Consider the following 16,829-nt stretch of genomic DNA (forward strand, 5'->3'; position numbering starts at 1 on the left):
TGCGGTTCAGCTAGTGATTCCCCTTACCGGGCTCACAGAGGACTCTCACCTCCAAGTCATCCTGTCAGTACCACCTGTACAGGAATAGCACCCGTCAGGGCGCAACGCGCCGTGCCCGGCGCACAACTAAAAGCCCAGCTCACCATTCGGTTGAGCTGGGCTTTTTGAATCTGGCCGTACAAGTGGTGCCTGGGGTCGGACTCGAACCGACACGGGGGATTAGCCCGGCGGATTTTGAATCCGCTGCGTCTACCAATTTCGCCACCCAGGCATTTTCTTGAGGTGACGTTCTCGCGAAGAGAACGCTGCGCATTATACCCATGATCGAGGCCTGTGCAAGGGGTGCTGCAAAAAAATAACGCCTCATGTATCATCTTGAACTCTCAAATGTTCAGGATTTCACCAACTCATGACTTCACACCCTCAATCAGATGACTTTACCCCCCAAATAGGCACATTTCCGCGCGCCGGATTTTGGCGACGCATTGGCGCGATTATCTATGACCTTCTTGTCATCACTGCGGTCATTATGTTTGCCGCAGGTGCTGGGTTAGCGGTCGTGGTGGGGCTCGAAGTGGCAGGGCTGATTACATTGGCTGAAGGACAGGATCATGCAGGCGTGGTCCAAGGAAACCCACTTTTCACTCTCTATATTATCGGGGTGATCATTCTATTTTATGCCGGATTTTGGCGCCGCGGTGGTCAAACACTTGGCATGCGTGCGTGGCGGATGCGTGTGCAAAATACCGATGGCAGTCGCGTGAGCTGGAAACAAGCCTTGATTCGAACCCTCACTGCATTGCTTGGCCTCGGGAACTTTTGGGTTCTTTTCAGCCGTGAAAAACTTGCGTTACAGGATAAGGTTGCAGGGTGTGAAGTGGTGGTTTTGTCGGTAGAAGCGAACCAATTTAAGAACTGGAAACGTAAGTAAACGGTGCTCCCAACCCAGTACAAACCACGGGAATTAAATGCGGTTGCGGGACAAAATATAAATGGCGGCAGAGGCAAAAATCAGCCCCGGCAAAATAGCCCCTAAAAATGGCGGGATTTGATAGACCTGAGAAATAGGTCCAAACACTTCGTTAAACACATGGAAGGTGAAGCCGGTGATCACCCCCAATAGCACCCTTGCCCCCATAGTGACCGACCGCAATGGTCCAAAGATAAACGACAGCGCGACCAGCAACATCACCGCAACCGTAAACGGAACCATCACCTTGCGCCAGAAAGCGAGTTCGTATCGACTCGCATCCTGCCGGTTGGCACGCAAATACGACACATAGCTGTTTAAGCCAGAAATCGAGAGCGACTCGGGCCGAACAGTAAAAATGCCCAATTTCTCAGGCGTCAGTGTTGAACGCCAACTCCAACTTGCGAGCTGGTAGTTTTGAACTTCGGTATCACTCAATTCGGTATACTGAGCATCATGGACGCGCCACTCTGGTCCAATGTAGGTCGCACGGCCGCCATGAATGACTTTATCGAGCTCACGACCGTTGAATTGATAGATGGTAACGTTCTTCAAACGTCCAACATCCTCAACCTCACCGATATGGATAAAATGGTTGCCATCTTTTGCCCAAATGCCATGGTCCCCACTAATCAGACTGCCTCCGCTCACTGCTTGAGCACGCAACTGACGAGCCTGGGACTCAAGCTGCGGCGCTATCCACTCGCCAATAACCAGCACGGCAAGCATCATCACCACAGCAGACTTCATTACCGAGCCAATCAGATTTAAACGCGACCGCCCTGCCGCCATCATTACGGTCAGCTCGCTATTACTGGCAAGGAGTCCCATGCCAATCAGACCTCCAAGCAGCGCTGCAATCGGGAAGAACATTTCGACATCGCGCGGAAAACTTAGCACCACAAAAACGAGGACATCCGTCATATCGTAGGTACCCCGCCCAATCGCGCGAATCTGCTCAACAAAACGGATCAGTGCGCTCAAGCCCGTTAACACCACAAGGCTAAGCAACGAGGTCATCAAGACCGTTTTGCCGATGTAACGATCGAGAATACTAAACATCATCGCTGCCCTCGAATAGCGGCCCGCATTCGGTACCCAACCGGGCGTTCCCGCACCAGCAATGAAATCCCCACCAATAACAAGCCGATGTGAATCCACCACAACCCGAGGGATTCAGGCAATGAGCCATCGGCGAGTGCGCGTTTAGCGGCCATCAAAATCATGAAGTAGGCCATATAAATCAAAATTGCGGGCCCCATCTTGGCAAACTTACCCTGCCGCGGATTGACCCGGCTGAGTGGAACGGCGATCAAGGTCAACAAGGGCATCGCAAGAGGAATAGCAATCCGCCATTGCATCTCAGCGCGGGCTTCGGTTCCCGGTGTTTGCATCAGTTCTTGTGTAGTAATCGCTTCGAGGCGACGTCGTTCTTCGTCCATTTCTTGTTCACGAATTTGAATTTGGTACTCATCAAAGCGCATCACATGATGGTCGAGGTTCACGAGTGATTGGGAATAGCGACGTCCATCATCAAGAATCAATAATTGCGCGCCATTGGAAAGCGTTTCAACCCGCCCTCTCGCGGACATTACCACACTCGCACGTTGGTCTTCGCCGAGCTCTCCGCGGGCGGGTAATTGCGCCACAAAGATTTCTTCCAGTTCCCCATCCCGCCCCTGGTTCTCAACAAAAATGACCGCGCGTTGTTGCGCCGCTTGCTGGAAACGTCCGGGTTGAATCACCGAAACACCGGCTTCGGCTCGCGCTCGTTCCGCAAGAGAATGCTCTTGTGAGAGCGCCCACGGACTTAACCAGAGTGTTAACAATGCGGTCGCTACGGAGAGAATGAGAGCAAAAACTAACGTGACCCGTGTGACATACCATTCGCTTACGCCACAGGCATGAAGAACTGACATCTCATGATCAGTATACATCCGACCGTGAGCCATCAAGACCCCAAGGAAAAGACTGATCGGAAGAATAAGGGAAGCCAATCCCGGAAGTTGTAAGCCTAGAACGGTCAATATCAATTGGGCAGGTAGCTGCCCGTCAGACGCCTGCGTCAAAATCTGCACGAACTGCTGACTCACAAAAATGGTCAACAACACAACGAAAACAGCAATTTGTGCTTTGAATGTCTCTTTAATAATGTAACGAAAAATGAGCACGTGCTCAGTCCTTAACTTCGTTTTTCACTGGAAATCGTCAAATTTTTCAGTAAACTTTGTGTTTTGGCAAGTTTAATCCGTGAAAAGTAAGTTTAATCGGTTCTGCCGCGGTTCATTTTCAAAGTTTACTCTGGGTTTTTAAAGCCTTTTTGCGCTCTTTTTTAGCAAACTGATAGAGCGAACTGAGCCGCAGGTACGAAGGCCTATTCGGACATCGAGAGCCCAACCGCACGAATGCGCTACACCAAGCCCTGAAGTGCGTTATTCTGACCCGCAGAACCCGATAAAATAGAAGCGTTAACATGATGCCACGCTTCGTGCTAATACACCAGAAATGGGAGAGTTTATGGAATTCAATGTAAAAAGCGGTAGCCCAGAAAAACAACGGTCCGCGTGTATCGTGGTCGGGGTATTTGAGCCGCGCCGCTTATCCGCAGCTGCCGAGCAACTCGACAAAATTAGCGATGGTTACTTGAGCAATCTACTACGCCGTGGTGACATTGAAGGCAAAGCTGGCCAAACGCTCCTGCTGCATAATGTACCAAACGTTCTGAGTGAACGCATTTTATTGGTTGGGTGTGGTAAAGAACGCGAGCTCGATGAACGACAATATCGGCAAATTATTAGCAAAACCATTGCGACACTGAATGAAACAGGAGCGATGGAAGCAGTCTGTTTTCTCAGCGAACTGCACGTCAAGAGCCGTGACACCTATTGGAAAGTGCGCCACGCGGTGGAAGCCGCGCAAGGGAGCCTATACGCATTTGACCAACTGAAAACACACAAAGAAGAGCCGCGCCGTCCACTGCGGAAGCTCGTTTTCAACGTCCCGACCCGTCGTGAGCTTCCCATTGGCGAGCGAGCGGTTGCACACGGTTTGGCCGTTGCAAAAGGGGTAAAGCTGTGTCGTGATGCCGCCAACATGCCACCGAATATCTGCACACCGGTATGGCTCGCAGAGCAAGCTGAAGCCGTTGCAGAGCATTATGAAGCGCTGCACGTTGAGCGCGTGAATGAAACCGATATGGCTGAGGCGGGAATGAACGCATACCTTGCAGTCAGTCGCGGTTCAGAAAACCCAGCCGTCATGACGATAATGCATTATCGCGGCGCCGCTGACGATAAAGCCCCCATTGTATTGATTGGCAAAGGGCTTACCTTTGACTCGGGCGGGATTTCGATCAAGCCGTCAGAAGCCATGGACGAAATGAAATACGACATGGGTGGTGCCGCAGGCGTACTCGGCACCATGCAAGCACTTGCAGAGTTGAAGCTCCCGATCAATGTCATTGGTATTCTTGCAGGCTGCGAGAACATGCCCGATGGGCGAGCGTATCGCCCCGGTGACATCATCAAAACCATGTCGGGTCAAACCGTAGAAGTCCTTAACACGGATGCAGAAGGTCGCCTTGTATTGTGTGATGCGCTGACCTATGTGGAGCGTTTCAATCCAGAGTCAGTAATTGATATCGCAACGCTCACTGGCGCCTGCGTAGTTGCCCTTGGGCCACATGCAACCGGGTTAATGAGTAATCACAACCCGCTGGCACACGAACTCCTTAACGTAGGCAAGCAAAGCGGTGATCGCGCTTGGCAATTGCCCCTATGGGATGAATATCAGGAAATGCTTGAAAGCCCCTTTGCTGATATGACAAACCTTGGTGGACGCGCAGCAGGAACCATCACCGCAGCATGTTTCTTGTCTCGCTTTGCGAAGAAATATCACTGGGCGCACTTAGACATCGCAGGCACCGCATGGAAAGGTGGCAAAGAAAAAGGCAGTACCGGGCGCCCGGTTCCGATGCTGACCCAATTTTTGCTCGCGCGCGCAAACGCAGCACAGGGTGAGTAAGTGGCCACCGAAGTGACGTTCTACGTCCTTAGCGAAGGACAAGCGGCAGAGGAAGTTGCGTGCACGCTCCTCATTGAGCGACTCCAACGGCGACAGCGAATCGCTGTGATGGCGAACGACAAGCAAGCAGCAGAGGCGTTTGATGAACTACTATGGTCACTTCCTGCAGAACGCTTCGTTCCCCATAGCCTGGTTGGCGAGGGAGGTGCAGGCGGAGCGCCGGTGGTGATCGGTTGGGATCAACCGCTCTCTGACTATGGCTATCAAAAACATCTGCTGGTCAATCTGCAAGCTCACGCACCCGATGTCGCACACCAGTTTCGATCGGTAATTGATTTTGTGCCCGCCGATACGGCTGGCAAAGAGCAGGCTCGCGAGCGTTATCGTCAGTACCGCCGTCAGGGTCTCACACTGACAACGCAGCAGCTCAACGAACCTACTTAAGATTTGTATTGAAGGACAGCATGGATAAAACGTATTCGCCCCAGAATATTGAACAGCGCTTGTACGAACACTGGGAACAAGCTGGTTATTTCCGTCCGTCGCAGCAAGGCCCGTCCTACTGCATCATGATCCCGCCACCGAATGTGACGGGATCACTGCATATGGGGCATGCATTTCAACATACGTTGATGGACACCCTCGTTCGCTATAAGCGAATGGATGGTTATAACGCCTTGTGGCAAGTCGGAACGGACCATGCCGGTATCGCCACGCAAATGGTTGTTGAGCGCAAGCTTGCGGCCCAAGGTTTGGACCGTCACACACTCGGTCGTGAACGCTTTATTGAACGGGTATGGGACTGGAAGGCAGAGTCCGGCGGCACCATTACTCAACAAATGCGACGTCTCGGCGATTCCGTGGATTGGGATCGCGAGCGTTTCACCATGGATGATGGGCTATCGAAAGCCGTTCAAGAAGTCTTTGTGCGCTTATTTGAAGACGATCTGATCTACCGCGGTAAACGTTTGGTCAATTGGGACCCGAAGCTCAAAACTGCTATCTCCGATCTGGAAGTTGAGAATAAAGAAAGCCAAGGCAGCCTCTGGCACTTACGCTACCCCCTGGCCGATGGAGCGACGACTGCTGATGGAAAATCATACCTCGTTGTAGCTACAACGCGTCCAGAAACGATGCTCGGTGACGCGGCGGTTGCCGTGCATCCAGAAGATGAGCGCTATCAGGCACTGCATGGGAAGTTCATTGAGCTTCCTCTCACCGGACGCCGTATTCCAATCATCGTCGACGATTATGTTGATCAAGAATTCGGATCCGGTTGCGTTAAGATCACGCCCGCTCACGATTTTAATGACTATGACATTGGCAAGCGTCATAACCTTCCACTCATTAATATCCTGAGCGACGATGCTCATATCCTTGCAAACGCTGAAGTATTCGATCTGAAAGGCCAGCCTCGCACTGATGTCGCTACGGCATTGCCACAAGCCTTCGCGGGCCTCGAGCGCTTTGCAGCCCGAAAAGCGGTTGTGCAAGCACTTGATGATGCAGATTTACTCGAAAAAATCGAAAAGCATGACAACAAAGTACCCTATGGTGATCGTTCGGGTGTCGTCATCGAACCATTCCTCACAGACCAATGGTATGTGCGTGTTGCACCTTTAGCTGAGACCGCAACCAAAGCGGTTGAAGATGGCGAAATTCAGTTTGTTCCAAAACAGTACGAAAACATGTATTTCAGCTGGATGCGCGATATCCAAGATTGGTGTATTTCGCGTCAGCTCTGGTGGGGGCATCGAATCCCGGCTTGGTACGATGCGGATGGCAATGTCTACGTCGGACGCAGTGAGGCCGAGGTACGAGCCAAGCATGATATCGCGGAGCATGTCACCCTAACCCAAGACAATGACGTCCTTGATACGTGGTTCTCATCTGCGCTGTGGACCTTCTCCACCCTCGGTTGGCCGGAAGAGACGGATGACTTAAAGACATTCCACCCGACCGACGTGTTGGTTACAGGTTTTGACATTATTTTCTTCTGGGTCGCTCGGATGATTATGATGACCATGCACTTCCTTAAAGACGAGCATGGTAAACCGCAAGTCCCGTTCAAGACCGTCTATGTGACAGGACTAATTCGTGATGAACAAGGGAACAAGATGTCGAAGTCCAAAGGCAACGTAATTGATCCTTTGGATATGATTGATGGCATTGAACTTGATCAGCTTGTTGAAAAACGTACCAGCAATCTAATGCAAGAAAAGCTGGCTCAACAAATTGCCAAGCGAACCCAAAACGAATTCCCACAAGGTATCTCGGCGCATGGTACCGATGCCCTGCGCTTCACGCTCGCTGCATTGGCCTCAACCGGGCGCGACATCAACTGGGACATGAAGCGCCTAGAAGGCTACCGAAACTTCTGCAACAAGTTGTGGAATGCCAGCCGCTATGTCTTGATGAACACCGAGTCCCATGATTGTGGATTAGAGGTGAGCGAGGATGCCCTCGAACTCTCCCTCGCGGACCAGTGGATCATTGAGCGATTCAATATGACCGTAAAGCAATTCCGCCATGCCCTCGACACCTATCGGTTCGACCATGCGGCGAGCATTGCTTACGAGTTTACTTGGAACCAATTCTGTGACTGGTACCTTGAGTTGACCAAGCCTGTCTTGCTGTCCGGCACCCCAGCTCAGCAGCGTGGCACTCGCAGAACCTTGGTCACGGTACTTGAGCAATTACTCCGCTTGCTCCATCCACTGCTGCCTTTCATCACCGAGGAGATTTGGCAGCGTGTTGCAGAAGTAGCAGGAACTCATGCAGATACCATCATGAATCAAGCCTACCCGCAGGAGCAACCAACACGGTTTGCACAAGCTCAGGATGACATGGAGTGGCTGAAACAAGTGATCGTGGGAATTCGGAATATTCGCGGAGAGATGGATTTATCACCGAACAAATCATTGCCGGTTCTGATTGCGAATGCCGATGATACGGCCCAGCGACGCTTGGAGCAAAATGAATCATTCTTGGCAGCTCTTGCGAAGCTTGAGTCGATTACCTTCCTGACATCAACCGACGACGCGCCCGCAAGTGCCACAGCGTTGGTGGGTCGCATGGAAATTCACATCCCAATGGCCGGACTCATTGATAAAGATGCTGAGCTTTCGCGACTCGCCAAAGCAATCGAAAAAGCACAGGGGGACCTTCAACGCGTATCGGGCAAACTGCAAAATGAGAATTTTGTAAGCCGAGCGCCGGCGGAGGTCATTGCCAAAGAACGAGAAAAACAAGCGGAAGCGGAAGAAACACTGAGGCAACTTCAGCAGCAGCACGCACGCATTCTCGAGCTTTAATTTTCGGGACGATGAAACGCAAAACGGTGGCTTATGCCACCGTTTTTTATCTGTTAGGAGATGAACCGAGCGCTCTATTGCAGCTGGGTAAAGATTCTGAGTAACCGAGTTACTCTTCCTCTTCATCGCCAAGGAAGGTTCCCCAGCCGTCATATTCGACGTGGCATGCATCCGCAACAGCACATATCTCACGAGTTTGTTGTTCAAGCACCGCAACATCTGGAAGACACTCTGTAATAGCAGCAAAATAGAAGCACGTCTTGCCATCATCCAAATGGAATTCTTCAGCGTCTTCAACGTGATATCCCAATTTGACCAATTCGACCGCCGCTTTCTCCAACTTGCTAAAGTCAGTACTCACGAGGTGATGTTCAATTTCAAGCTCAAAATCTTCCTCAATGCCGGCTTCAAGCAACGCCTCTACGGTTTCTTTACTTTGCGCTAATAACGCTTCTAAATCATTCATGCGGATCGGGCCCCTTCACCCTGATTCGAATCATTCGCCAATGCAGCCACTTCATGGTCAAGCTGCGCAATCTTCTCATTCATCTGCGCATACACATCCGCCATCAACTGGCGAATCCCATCGCGACCATAATGTTTGGTATCAACAGGCGGTAGCATTTCGAGAATCACTGTACCATTGTTCCACCGATTCAGCTTAATCTTTTTCGTGGTCGTTGACATACAGACCGGAATGAGGGGGACTTTGGCTTGAAGTGCCGTGTGAAATGCACCTGTCTTAAAGGGCAGCAATCCCTTCCCATAACTTCGTGTTCCTTCTGGGAACATCCAAATAGACAGGTTTTTCTCCTTGATAGCGCCTACCGCTGTACCTATCGTGCCATACGCTCTGGAACTGTTCTTGCGATCAATCAGAATATTTCCAGCCAGCCAGTAAAGCTGCCCGAAAAATGGAATCCATTTCAGGCTTTTCTTACCGATAGTGACGGTCCCAGGTAATAGGGAGCGACTCATGGTAAAGATATCATAGGTGTTTTGGTGATTGGCCACATAGACAAATGGCCCCCCATTCTGGACTTGCTCTGGTACCCGTATTTCAAGCTTAACGCCGAGAATGCGATGCATACGCCCAAATAGATGGGCAAACAGGGCTGTATTGTTCCGATGAAATGGCCGGAACAAGCAGAACAGCGAGCCGAAAACTCCCGCAAATACAATAAAAACACCCAAAATGATCAATCGAATTACAGCTAACATGTGTACACTTAAATTGAAAAACGAAGCGTTAGTATACCGACTAATTATGACAAATGCTCAAAAATAAAGGGCGCGATGGTCAAACCAGCGCGCCCTTATTTTGCGTACACGTGTTCTTAATTATTCGCTCTGCGGTACGTCGAGCGTCTCTTCTCCGTTGGTGGGAGCAGTGTGCGATGCCTCAACAAGAAGCGCATCAACACGCTGGAGTCCTCGAGGAAGTTTGTTCCCACGACGGCCTCGCTCGCCGGTGTAATGCTCGAGATCAGATGCTTTAAGCGAAAGCTTTCGTTTCCCTGCAACAACCGTTAGCGTTGCGTCTGCAGGAAGAACTGCGATCGCTTGCACATATTCTTCGCGCATCTTCGCTCGGCTCGAAGGAATGCTAATCATCTTGTTTCCTTTGCCTTTCGCCAGCTGTGGTAAATCTCTTACGGGGAATACTAATAAACGCCCCTCATTCGAAACGGCGGCAATCAAATCTGTTTCTACGTCACGAATCGCTTGCGGCGGTAACACACGTGCAGAGCTTGGCAACGAGAGCAATGCCTTCCCATTTTTCACACGACTTTGCATATCGGCGAACTTGGTGACAAATCCATAACCAGCATCGGATCCCATCAACCAAAGACTCTCATCTTTACCCATTAACACTTGCGCTATACTTTCACCAGAGACCAGACTAAATCGACCCGTCAGTGGTTCGCCTTGAGTCCGCGCCGATGGGAGGGTATGCGCCTCACAACTAAAGCTTCGACCTGAGGTATCAATGAATACCACCGGCTGATTCGATCGACCTGAGGCTTGCGCCAGGAAACTGTCCCCTGCTTTGTAGCTTAACGTGGAGCCATCCACATCATTGCCTTTTGCACAGCGCGCCCAACCTTTCTGAGATAAGACCACAGTGACGGCCTCGGACGGGGTCAATTCACGTTCACTCAATGCCTTGGCTTCTTTACGAGCGACGAGCGGCGAGCGGCGCTCATCACCATATTTCTCCGAGTCAGCGAGCAGTTCCTTCTTAACTAACGTCTTCAATCGACGTTCAGACCCAAGAATTAACTGGAGTGCATCGCGTTCTTTCGCGAGTTCATCTTGTTCGGATTTGAGCTTGATCTCTTCAAGTTTGGCTAAATGACGAAGTTTTAATTCAAGGATTGCTTCGGCTTGCGTATCAGACAATCCAAAGCGCTTCATCAGCTCTTGTTTGGGTTCGTCCTCGTGACGAATAATTTCAATTACTTCATCAATATTCAGAAATGCAATCAAAAGCCCGTCAAGGATGTGCAGACGCTTCTCTACTTTATCGAGGCGGAACTGCAAACGGCGGGTAACCGTTTGCAATCGGTACTGCAACCACTCTTTCAAAATCTCTGTTAGTGGCTTAACTTGTGGGCGTCCATCGAGCCCAAGCATGTTCAAATTGACCCGGTAATTCTTTTCGAGGTCCGTCGTCGCGAAGAGGTGCGCCATCAACTGATCCGTATCGATGCGATTCGAACGCGGAACGATCACTAATCGAGTCGGGTTTTCATGATCCGATTCATCACGTAAATCGGAGACCATGGGAAGTTTTTTGGCCTGCATCTGAGCGGCAATTTGCTCGAGAATTCGCGCGCCGGATGCTTGATGAGGGAGCGCATCGATCACAATCTCGCCATCATCAAGGAAATAGCGGGCGCGCATCTTGATGCTTCCCCGACCCGTCTCGTAAATCTTTTCGATGTCTTCGCTTGGCGTGATAATTTCCGCATCGGTCGGATAATCCGGCCCCCGAACATGCTCCATCACCTCGGCCAGAGACGCATTCGGCGAGTCGAGAAGCAAGGCACAGGCTTGGGTTACTTCACGCACATTGTGTGGCGGTATATCGGTCGCCATCCCAACCGCAATACCGGTAACCCCATTTAACAGAATGTGTGGCAGACGAGCGGGAAGGATCTTCGGCTCTTGCATGGTGCCATCGAAGTTCGGCACCCAGTCGGAAGTCCCCTGGGCAAGCTCACTCAGCAGAACTTCAGCAAAGCGTGACAATTTCGCTTCGGTATACCGCATCGCGGCGAACGATTTTGGATCATCAGGCGAACCCCAGTTCCCTTGCCCATCAACCAAAGGATAACGATAAGAAAACGGCTGAGCCATGAGGACCATGGCTTCATAGCATGCCGAGTCACCATGTGGATGAAACTTACCCAACACGTCACCCACAGTTCGTGCCGATTTCTTATATTTCGCAATTGACGAAAGACCAAGTTCCGACATCGCATAAATGATGCGACGCTGAACAGGTTTGAGCCCATCGCCAATATGAGGAAGTGCCCGGTCCATAATGACGTACATGGAATAATTCAAATAGGCATCTTCGGTAAATTTATGCAGCGGTAATTGTTCTATATTCTCGAGCGCTGTACTCATGCTTCATCCTAATCTTCTGTCTGCGAGCGCAATCTTGGCATAACCGTCACCGATTTATGCGAGCTCAACGAGGTTTCCTTTGGTTTCCAACCATTCCTTCCGATCACCGGAACGTTTTTTCGCGAGTAGCATGTCCATTAACAAATCGGTCTGAGCCGGATCGTCAACGGTTAGCTGCACCAAACGGCGGGTGTTGGGGTCCATGGTTGTTTCCCGCAGCTGCAAAGGGTTCATTTCACCAAGTCCTTTGAAGCGCTGCACATTGATTTTCCCTTTTTTCTTCTCTGCTTCAATTCGATCCAACACACCCTGCTTCTCGCTTTCATCCAAGGCGTAATAGACATCTTTCCCGACATCAATCCGGTACAGTGGTGGCATTGCAACGTACACGTGACCTGCGGCAACAAGGGGACGGAAATGCCGAACAAATAAGGCGCATAGGAGGGTTGCGATGTGCAGTCCATCGGAATCCGCATCCGCAAGAATACAGATTTTGCTGTAGCGCAAATTACTCAAATCGAGCGCACCGGGGTCGACGCCAAGAGCAACTGAGATATCGTGAATCTCTTGCGATGCGAGGATCTGATCGGGATCCACTTCCCATGTATTGAGAATCTTACCGCGTAATGGCATCACGGCTTGAAACTGCCGATCGCGGGCTTGCTTCGCTGAGCCTCCCGCTGAGTCCCCTTCCACCAAAAACAACTCACTTCGATCAGGATCTTGTGATGCACAATCTGCAAGCTTGCCGGGCAATGCTGGGCCTTGAGTAACACGTTTGCGGACGACTTTTTTCGCCGCTTTCATACGCCGCTGTGCACTCGAAATACACAACTCCGCGATCTGCTCTGCAAGGTCGGTGTGTTCGTTCAACCAGAGACTAAAGGCATCTTTGACGACACCAGACACGAACGCTGCCATTTGACGTGAGCTCAAGCGCTCTTTCGTTTGTCCTGAGAACTGTGGGTCCTGCATTTTGACGGAAAGAATATAACTGCAGCGCTCCCAAATATCTTCAGGTGTTAGGCGAACCCCACGGGGGAGGAGATTTCGAAATTCGCAAAACTCACGCAAGGCTTCCAACATCCCTTGGCGTAATCCATTCACATGAGTTCCGCCCTGCGCGGTTGGAATTAAGTTTACGTACGACTCACCGAGGCCCTCTCCCCCTTCAGGCAACCAGGTTACCGCCCATTCAGCCCCTTCTTCCGTTGCGCTAAACTGGCCAATAAATGGTTCCTCCGGTAAGCGTGGAAGGTCACCAAGTGCTTCGGTCAGATAGTCGCGTAGTCCGTCCTCGTACAACCAAGTGGTTTCTTCACTATTCACATGATCTTTAAACGTGATCTTAAGGCCCGGACAGAGCACCGCTTTCGCGCGCAACTGATAGCGCAGGCGGGTTACCGAGAATTTTGGCGAATCGAAGTATTTACCATCCGGCCAGAATCGTACGCGTGTTCCGGTATTCCGTTTACCGACCGTACCCGTCACACTTAAATCAGACACTTTGTCGCCGTTCTCAAACGCCATTTCATATACTTGACCATCGCGACGCACGGTCACATCAACACGAGTCGACAAAGCATTTACGACGCTAATTCCAACACCGTGCAAACCACCAGAGAACTGGTAGTTCTTGTTGGAAAACTTCCCGCCCGCGTGGAGTTTCGTCATGATCAATTCAACGCCAGGCATCCCCTCTTCTGGGTGGATGTCCACGGGCATTCCACGCCCATCGTCGATTACTTCTAGCGATTGGTCGGCATGCAAGACCACTTCGATGCTGCGCGCATGGCCCGCCAACGCTTCATCCACGGAGTTATCAATGACTTCCTGACCCAAGTGGTTCGGGCGAGTTGTATCGGTGTACATTCCCGGACGGCGTTTGACTGGTTCTAAACCATTCAGAACCTCAATCGAATCAGCACGATAATCTTTATTTTGAGTCATGAGAGAGACGTACCTAATTATTCTTATATTCGAGCTATCCTGAAAGGTTCGGCGCCAAAAGGCAAGCCCGAAAATAGCTCATGAATGCAGTGTGTTGAACTTTTGGAAATTTGTAACTAAGTGCGCTACCGCCGGGGTATCAGATTGGCGCGCACTGCCACTCTATATTTGCTCTGCCTTGCCGGAAACAAAGCTTCAGCCACTCGGCTAAGTGTCGACTTAATTGCAATTTCTCATCTTTTTGGTGACGCCCCGAAGTCAATCCCGGAGCGATCGCGGTCAACCGATCTTGCCCTTGGCAATCAATAATTTCGGCCATTCGCGCATCATGATAGAGACGCACAAGAAAGCGAGCCTGAAGATAATCCGCAACATCAGGCGCTGTCTGCGTGATTTGAAAGTCCGAAGTATAGCGCGCATCTTGAATTCGGCTGAGTTCAAACTGCATTTGCTCTCCGATCTGGATCGTGACCCCTTGATTACCTTCCGGCAAGAGACGATTCAACGCGGTATAATTTCGCTCCGCGAGACTGTGCAAATCTTTCAAATCCGGTACATAACGTCTATTCATGAATTGGGTCATATCCCCATTGTTGACGGTAGCGGTTTAAGTGCAATCCAAGCCATTGCAAACCAATCACGGTCGCGGCGTTGTCAATCTTACCATCTTCCAAAAGTTGCATCACCTTACCGCGAGGTAAAGGCTGAACACGGATATCTTCATGTTCCTCAGCAAGCCCTCCGAACGATGCGGCTGCCTCGCTGTTCACTTGGGCAAGGTATATGTAAATTCGTTCCGTCATCCCGCCAGGGCTTGATAGATAGCTTAACGCGTAATCAATCGAATGCGCAGTCAGTCCAGCTTCTTCTTGCAACTCGCGGTGAGCAACCTCCTCTTTGGTCTCACCCGGATCAACCATTCCTGCAACAAGCTCTAGAAGCCACGGTGTTTCACTCGTGGCAATCGCACCGACACGGAACTGCTCCAGCATGACAATGGCGTCACGCTGTGGATCATACGGAATAACAACCACGGCGTGCCCGCGGTCCATCACCTCGCGCTGCATCAGTTCGCTCCATCCACCTTCAAAAAGACGATGTCGCAATGTCAGCTGACTCACTTTAAAAAAGCCGTCATAGATTGGCTTTACCGCCTGAATTTCAACATCATCTGGCCCAAACTGCTGCACGAAACGCTCCTTTACATGAAAATTCATTATTTTTACACATTTCTGCTGAACGATACGGGCGTTCATCACGTAAATGCAAGCTTGTCGGGGGTTTTACGAATGCAAGGCATCGCAGGATCTTCACGAATCGGCGCCTTTACACGGTGCATACGTAAGAATCTGTTACACTTTTGCGAGCTATTACTTGACCAACGGGCTTACTTTGCTTCGCGAGTCGGGCTAGAATAGCGCCAGTTTTTTGCTGCAAAACTTTCGCCGTACCTTTTATGCAAAGGAAAATATAACCCATGAAGATAAGAATTTTGTCAGTCGCACTGGCAATGGGACTGGGACTCACCGGGTTTCAGGCAAATGCGACCAACCTTGCTGATGTATACCGTTTAGCCCTTGAAAACGACCCACGTCTCTTGCGTGCGGCCGCTGAACGAGACGCAGCAAAGTCAGGGATTGATGTTTCACGAGCCGACTGGTTCCCACAAGTCAGTCTTGATGTTGGATATTCTGACTCGCGTGCCGACAACGTGCAAAACACGGAAGACGGGTTTTTCTTGGCAACAGCAAATACCCGGACCTTTAGCCAAACCGTTCGTTTGAGCCAAAGCGTGTTTAACCTTGCCACTTGGCGTTCAACAGGCATTGTCGAGAAACAAGCCTATCAAGCTGAGGTCAATTACCTACTCGCCCGCCAGCAACTCATGCTGCGCGTGACAGATGCGTATTTCAATGTCCTTCAGCAACAAGATAACCTTGAATTTGTGCAAGCTGAAAAACGTGCCATCGAGCGCCAGCTTGAGCAAACCAAACATCGTTTCTCGGTAGGGCTCACCGCAATTACGGATGTCCATGAAGCACAGGCCCAGTTCGATAACGCAGTTGCCCGTGAAATCCAAGCGCAAAACCAAGTGGAAATTGCCTTGGAAGGATTGCGGGAAATTACCGGTCGCCAGCATTACGACATTTATCGTTTGAATACAGAGCGTTTCGAACCTGTTCGTCCAGATCCTGACGGCGTGGACCGTTGGATTCGTCTGGCGCACGATCGAAATCTACAGCTGCTCGTCAGCCGCACTGGGCTCGAGATCGCTGATCAACGCATTGAACTTGCGCGTACTGGTCACTACCCACGAGTAAACCTAAATGCGAGTTATCAAAACCGCGATCAAGACACCTCATCCATGGGAACTTCGCGTAACCTCAGTGGCTTGAATACCCGAAATATTGGGCTCGAATTGACCCTGCCGCTGTATTCTGGGGGGCGGACCATTGCCACCACAGAGCAAGCGCGAAATGAATATGTCGCGGTGAGTCAAACCCTTGAGGAAAACCGTCGTGCAGTAGAGCGGACCGTGCGGAGCGCCTACTTCGACGTGGTCGCGAGCATCTCGAGTATTCGCGCATTTGAGCAAGCGGTCGTATCGGCAGAAAGTGCCCTCAACGCAACTCAGGTCGGTTTTGAAGTCGGCACCCGGACGATTGTCGATGTTCTCGACAGCACGCGGAACCTATTCAACGCCCGCCGGAACCTATCAGAGGCGCGGTACAACTATGTGAACCGCATGTTCACCCTATATCAAGCAGCGGGTATCATCTCTGAATCGGATATCATTTCGTTGAATGAAGGGTTAAGCGCACCGCAATAAAAAACGGTTTCGCGCATTGAAACAAAGCCGACTTCGCGTCGGCTTTGTTTTTCTTTGGCATTCATTTCGCTACAATCCGCCAAGATAATTCAAAAAGGTTCTCCAA

At 50.8% G+C, this 16,829-nt stretch carries 13 protein-coding genes and 1 tRNA gene; 5 read left to right on the forward strand and 9 right to left on the reverse strand.

All coding sequences use genetic code 11. The features are described 5' to 3' along the window. Positions 1-183: 183 nt before the first annotated feature. Positions 184-271: transfer RNA gene (locus CWE11_RS09800), tRNA-Leu, on the reverse strand. Positions 272-409: 138 nt separating this feature from the next. Between CWE11_RS09800 and CWE11_RS09805 the strand changes: the two genes are divergently transcribed. Then, positions 410-931 (forward strand): RDD family protein, encoded by a 522-nt coding sequence (locus tag CWE11_RS09805; protein ID WP_126777447.1) that lies wholly within the window; start codon positions 410-412, stop codon positions 929-931. Positions 932-964: 33 nt separating this feature from the next. Here CWE11_RS09805 and lptG read toward each other — a convergent pair whose 3' ends face one another. Both lptG and lptF read right to left on the reverse strand, forming a co-directional pair. After that, complete coding sequence (gene lptG / locus CWE11_RS09810) at positions 965-2,032, reverse strand: LPS export ABC transporter permease LptG (RefSeq protein WP_126777484.1); 1,068 nt, start codon at positions 2,030-2,032, stop codon at positions 965-967. Then, the gene (lptF, locus tag CWE11_RS09815) at positions 2,032-3,141 is read right to left on the reverse strand and encodes an LPS export ABC transporter permease LptF (protein WP_126777448.1); all 1,110 of its coding nucleotides are present in this window, start codon (positions 3,139-3,141) and stop codon (positions 2,032-2,034) included. The genes lptG and lptF overlap by 1 nt, the downstream gene beginning before the upstream one ends. 346 nt (positions 3,142-3,487) lie before the next feature. Between lptF and pepA the strand changes: the two genes are divergently transcribed. Genes pepA through CWE11_RS09830 form a run of 3 tightly spaced genes read left to right on the forward strand, consistent with a single transcriptional unit; the run spans position 3,488 to position 8,307 of the window. After that, a complete protein-coding gene (gene pepA, locus CWE11_RS09820; protein WP_126777449.1) occupies positions 3,488-4,993 on the forward strand; it encodes a leucyl aminopeptidase in 1,506 nt (501 codons plus the stop codon). Further along, positions 4,994-5,437 (forward strand): DNA polymerase III subunit chi, encoded by a 444-nt coding sequence (locus CWE11_RS09825; RefSeq protein WP_126777450.1) that lies wholly within the window; start codon positions 4,994-4,996, stop codon positions 5,435-5,437. 20 nt (positions 5,438-5,457) lie between these two features. Beyond that, positions 5,458-8,307: a valine--tRNA ligase gene (locus CWE11_RS09830; RefSeq protein WP_126777451.1), complete on the forward strand. Its 2,850-nt coding sequence runs from the start codon at positions 5,458-5,460 to the stop codon at positions 8,305-8,307. A gap of 109 nt (positions 8,308-8,416) precedes the next feature. Here CWE11_RS09830 and rraB read toward each other — a convergent pair whose 3' ends face one another. The 6 genes from rraB to nudF form a co-directional block, all read right to left on the reverse strand. Beyond that, positions 8,417-8,773, reverse strand: a complete 357-nt coding sequence (rraB, locus tag CWE11_RS09835) for a ribonuclease E inhibitor RraB (RefSeq protein WP_126777452.1) — start codon at positions 8,771-8,773, stop codon at positions 8,417-8,419. Further along, on the reverse strand, positions 8,770-9,528 hold the full coding sequence (locus CWE11_RS09840; RefSeq protein WP_126777453.1) for a 1-acylglycerol-3-phosphate O-acyltransferase: 759 nt from the start codon (positions 9,526-9,528) through the stop codon (positions 8,770-8,772). The genes rraB and CWE11_RS09840 overlap by 4 nt, the downstream gene beginning before the upstream one ends. A gap of 120 nt (positions 9,529-9,648) precedes the next feature. Further along, entirely contained in the window at positions 9,649-11,943 is a 2,295-nt protein-coding gene (parC, locus tag CWE11_RS09845) for a DNA topoisomerase IV subunit A (RefSeq protein WP_126777454.1), read from the reverse strand. A gap of 54 nt (positions 11,944-11,997) precedes the next feature. Then, entirely contained in the window at positions 11,998-13,893 is a 1,896-nt protein-coding gene (gene parE / locus CWE11_RS09850; protein WP_126777455.1) for a DNA topoisomerase IV subunit B, read from the reverse strand. Between the two features lie 139 nt (positions 13,894-14,032). Beyond that, a complete protein-coding gene (locus CWE11_RS09855) occupies positions 14,033-14,464 on the reverse strand; it encodes a DUF1249 domain-containing protein (protein WP_157981342.1) in 432 nt (143 codons plus the stop codon). Beyond that, positions 14,457-15,110 carry an ADP-ribose diphosphatase gene (nudF, locus tag CWE11_RS09860; RefSeq protein ID WP_126777457.1) on the reverse strand — a complete coding sequence of 218 codons (654 nt, stop codon included), beginning with the start codon at positions 15,108-15,110 and terminating at the stop codon, positions 14,457-14,459. Before nudF ends, CWE11_RS09855 begins: the two co-directional genes overlap by 8 nt. Before the next feature lie 260 nt (positions 15,111-15,370). Between nudF and tolC the strand changes: the two genes are divergently transcribed. After that, positions 15,371-16,723 carry an outer membrane channel protein TolC gene (gene tolC, locus CWE11_RS09865; RefSeq protein WP_126777458.1) on the forward strand — a complete coding sequence of 451 codons (1,353 nt, stop codon included), beginning with the start codon at positions 15,371-15,373 and terminating at the stop codon, positions 16,721-16,723. Positions 16,724-16,829: the final 106 nt, after the last annotated feature.

Source organism: Aliidiomarina sanyensis, assembly GCF_003987175.1.
Taxonomy (GTDB): domain Bacteria; phylum Pseudomonadota; class Gammaproteobacteria; order Enterobacterales; family Alteromonadaceae; genus Aliidiomarina; species Aliidiomarina sanyensis.

Excerpts from the sequence above, each read along its gene's own strand:
- nudF (WP_126777457.1), bottom strand. The coding sequence starts at position 15,110 with ATGAATTTTCATGTAAAGGAGCGTTTCGTGCAGCAGTTTGGGCCAGAT.
- parC (WP_126777454.1), bottom strand. The coding sequence starts at position 11,943 with ATGAGTACAGCGCTCGAGAATATAGAACAATTACCGCTGCATAAATTT.
- CWE11_RS09855 (WP_157981342.1), bottom strand. The coding sequence starts at position 14,464 with ATGAATAGACGTTATGTACCGGATTTGAAAGATTTGCACAGTCTCGCG.
- CWE11_RS09805 (WP_126777447.1), top strand. The coding sequence starts at position 410 with ATGACTTCACACCCTCAATCAGATGACTTTACCCCCCAAATAGGCACA.
- tolC (WP_126777458.1), top strand. The coding sequence starts at position 15,371 with ATGAAGATAAGAATTTTGTCAGTCGCACTGGCAATGGGACTGGGACTC.
- CWE11_RS09830 (WP_126777451.1), top strand. The coding sequence starts at position 5,458 with ATGGATAAAACGTATTCGCCCCAGAATATTGAACAGCGCTTGTACGAA.
- rraB (WP_126777452.1), bottom strand. The coding sequence starts at position 8,773 with ATGAATGATTTAGAAGCGTTATTAGCGCAAAGTAAAGAAACCGTAGAG.
- lptG (WP_126777484.1), bottom strand. The coding sequence starts at position 2,032 with ATGTTTAGTATTCTCGATCGTTACATCGGCAAAACGGTCTTGATGACC.
- pepA (WP_126777449.1), top strand. The coding sequence starts at position 3,488 with ATGGAATTCAATGTAAAAAGCGGTAGCCCAGAAAAACAACGGTCCGCG.
- CWE11_RS09840 (WP_126777453.1), bottom strand. The coding sequence starts at position 9,528 with ATGTTAGCTGTAATTCGATTGATCATTTTGGGTGTTTTTATTGTATTT.
- parE (WP_126777455.1), bottom strand. The coding sequence starts at position 13,893 with ATGACTCAAAATAAAGATTATCGTGCTGATTCGATTGAGGTTCTGAAT.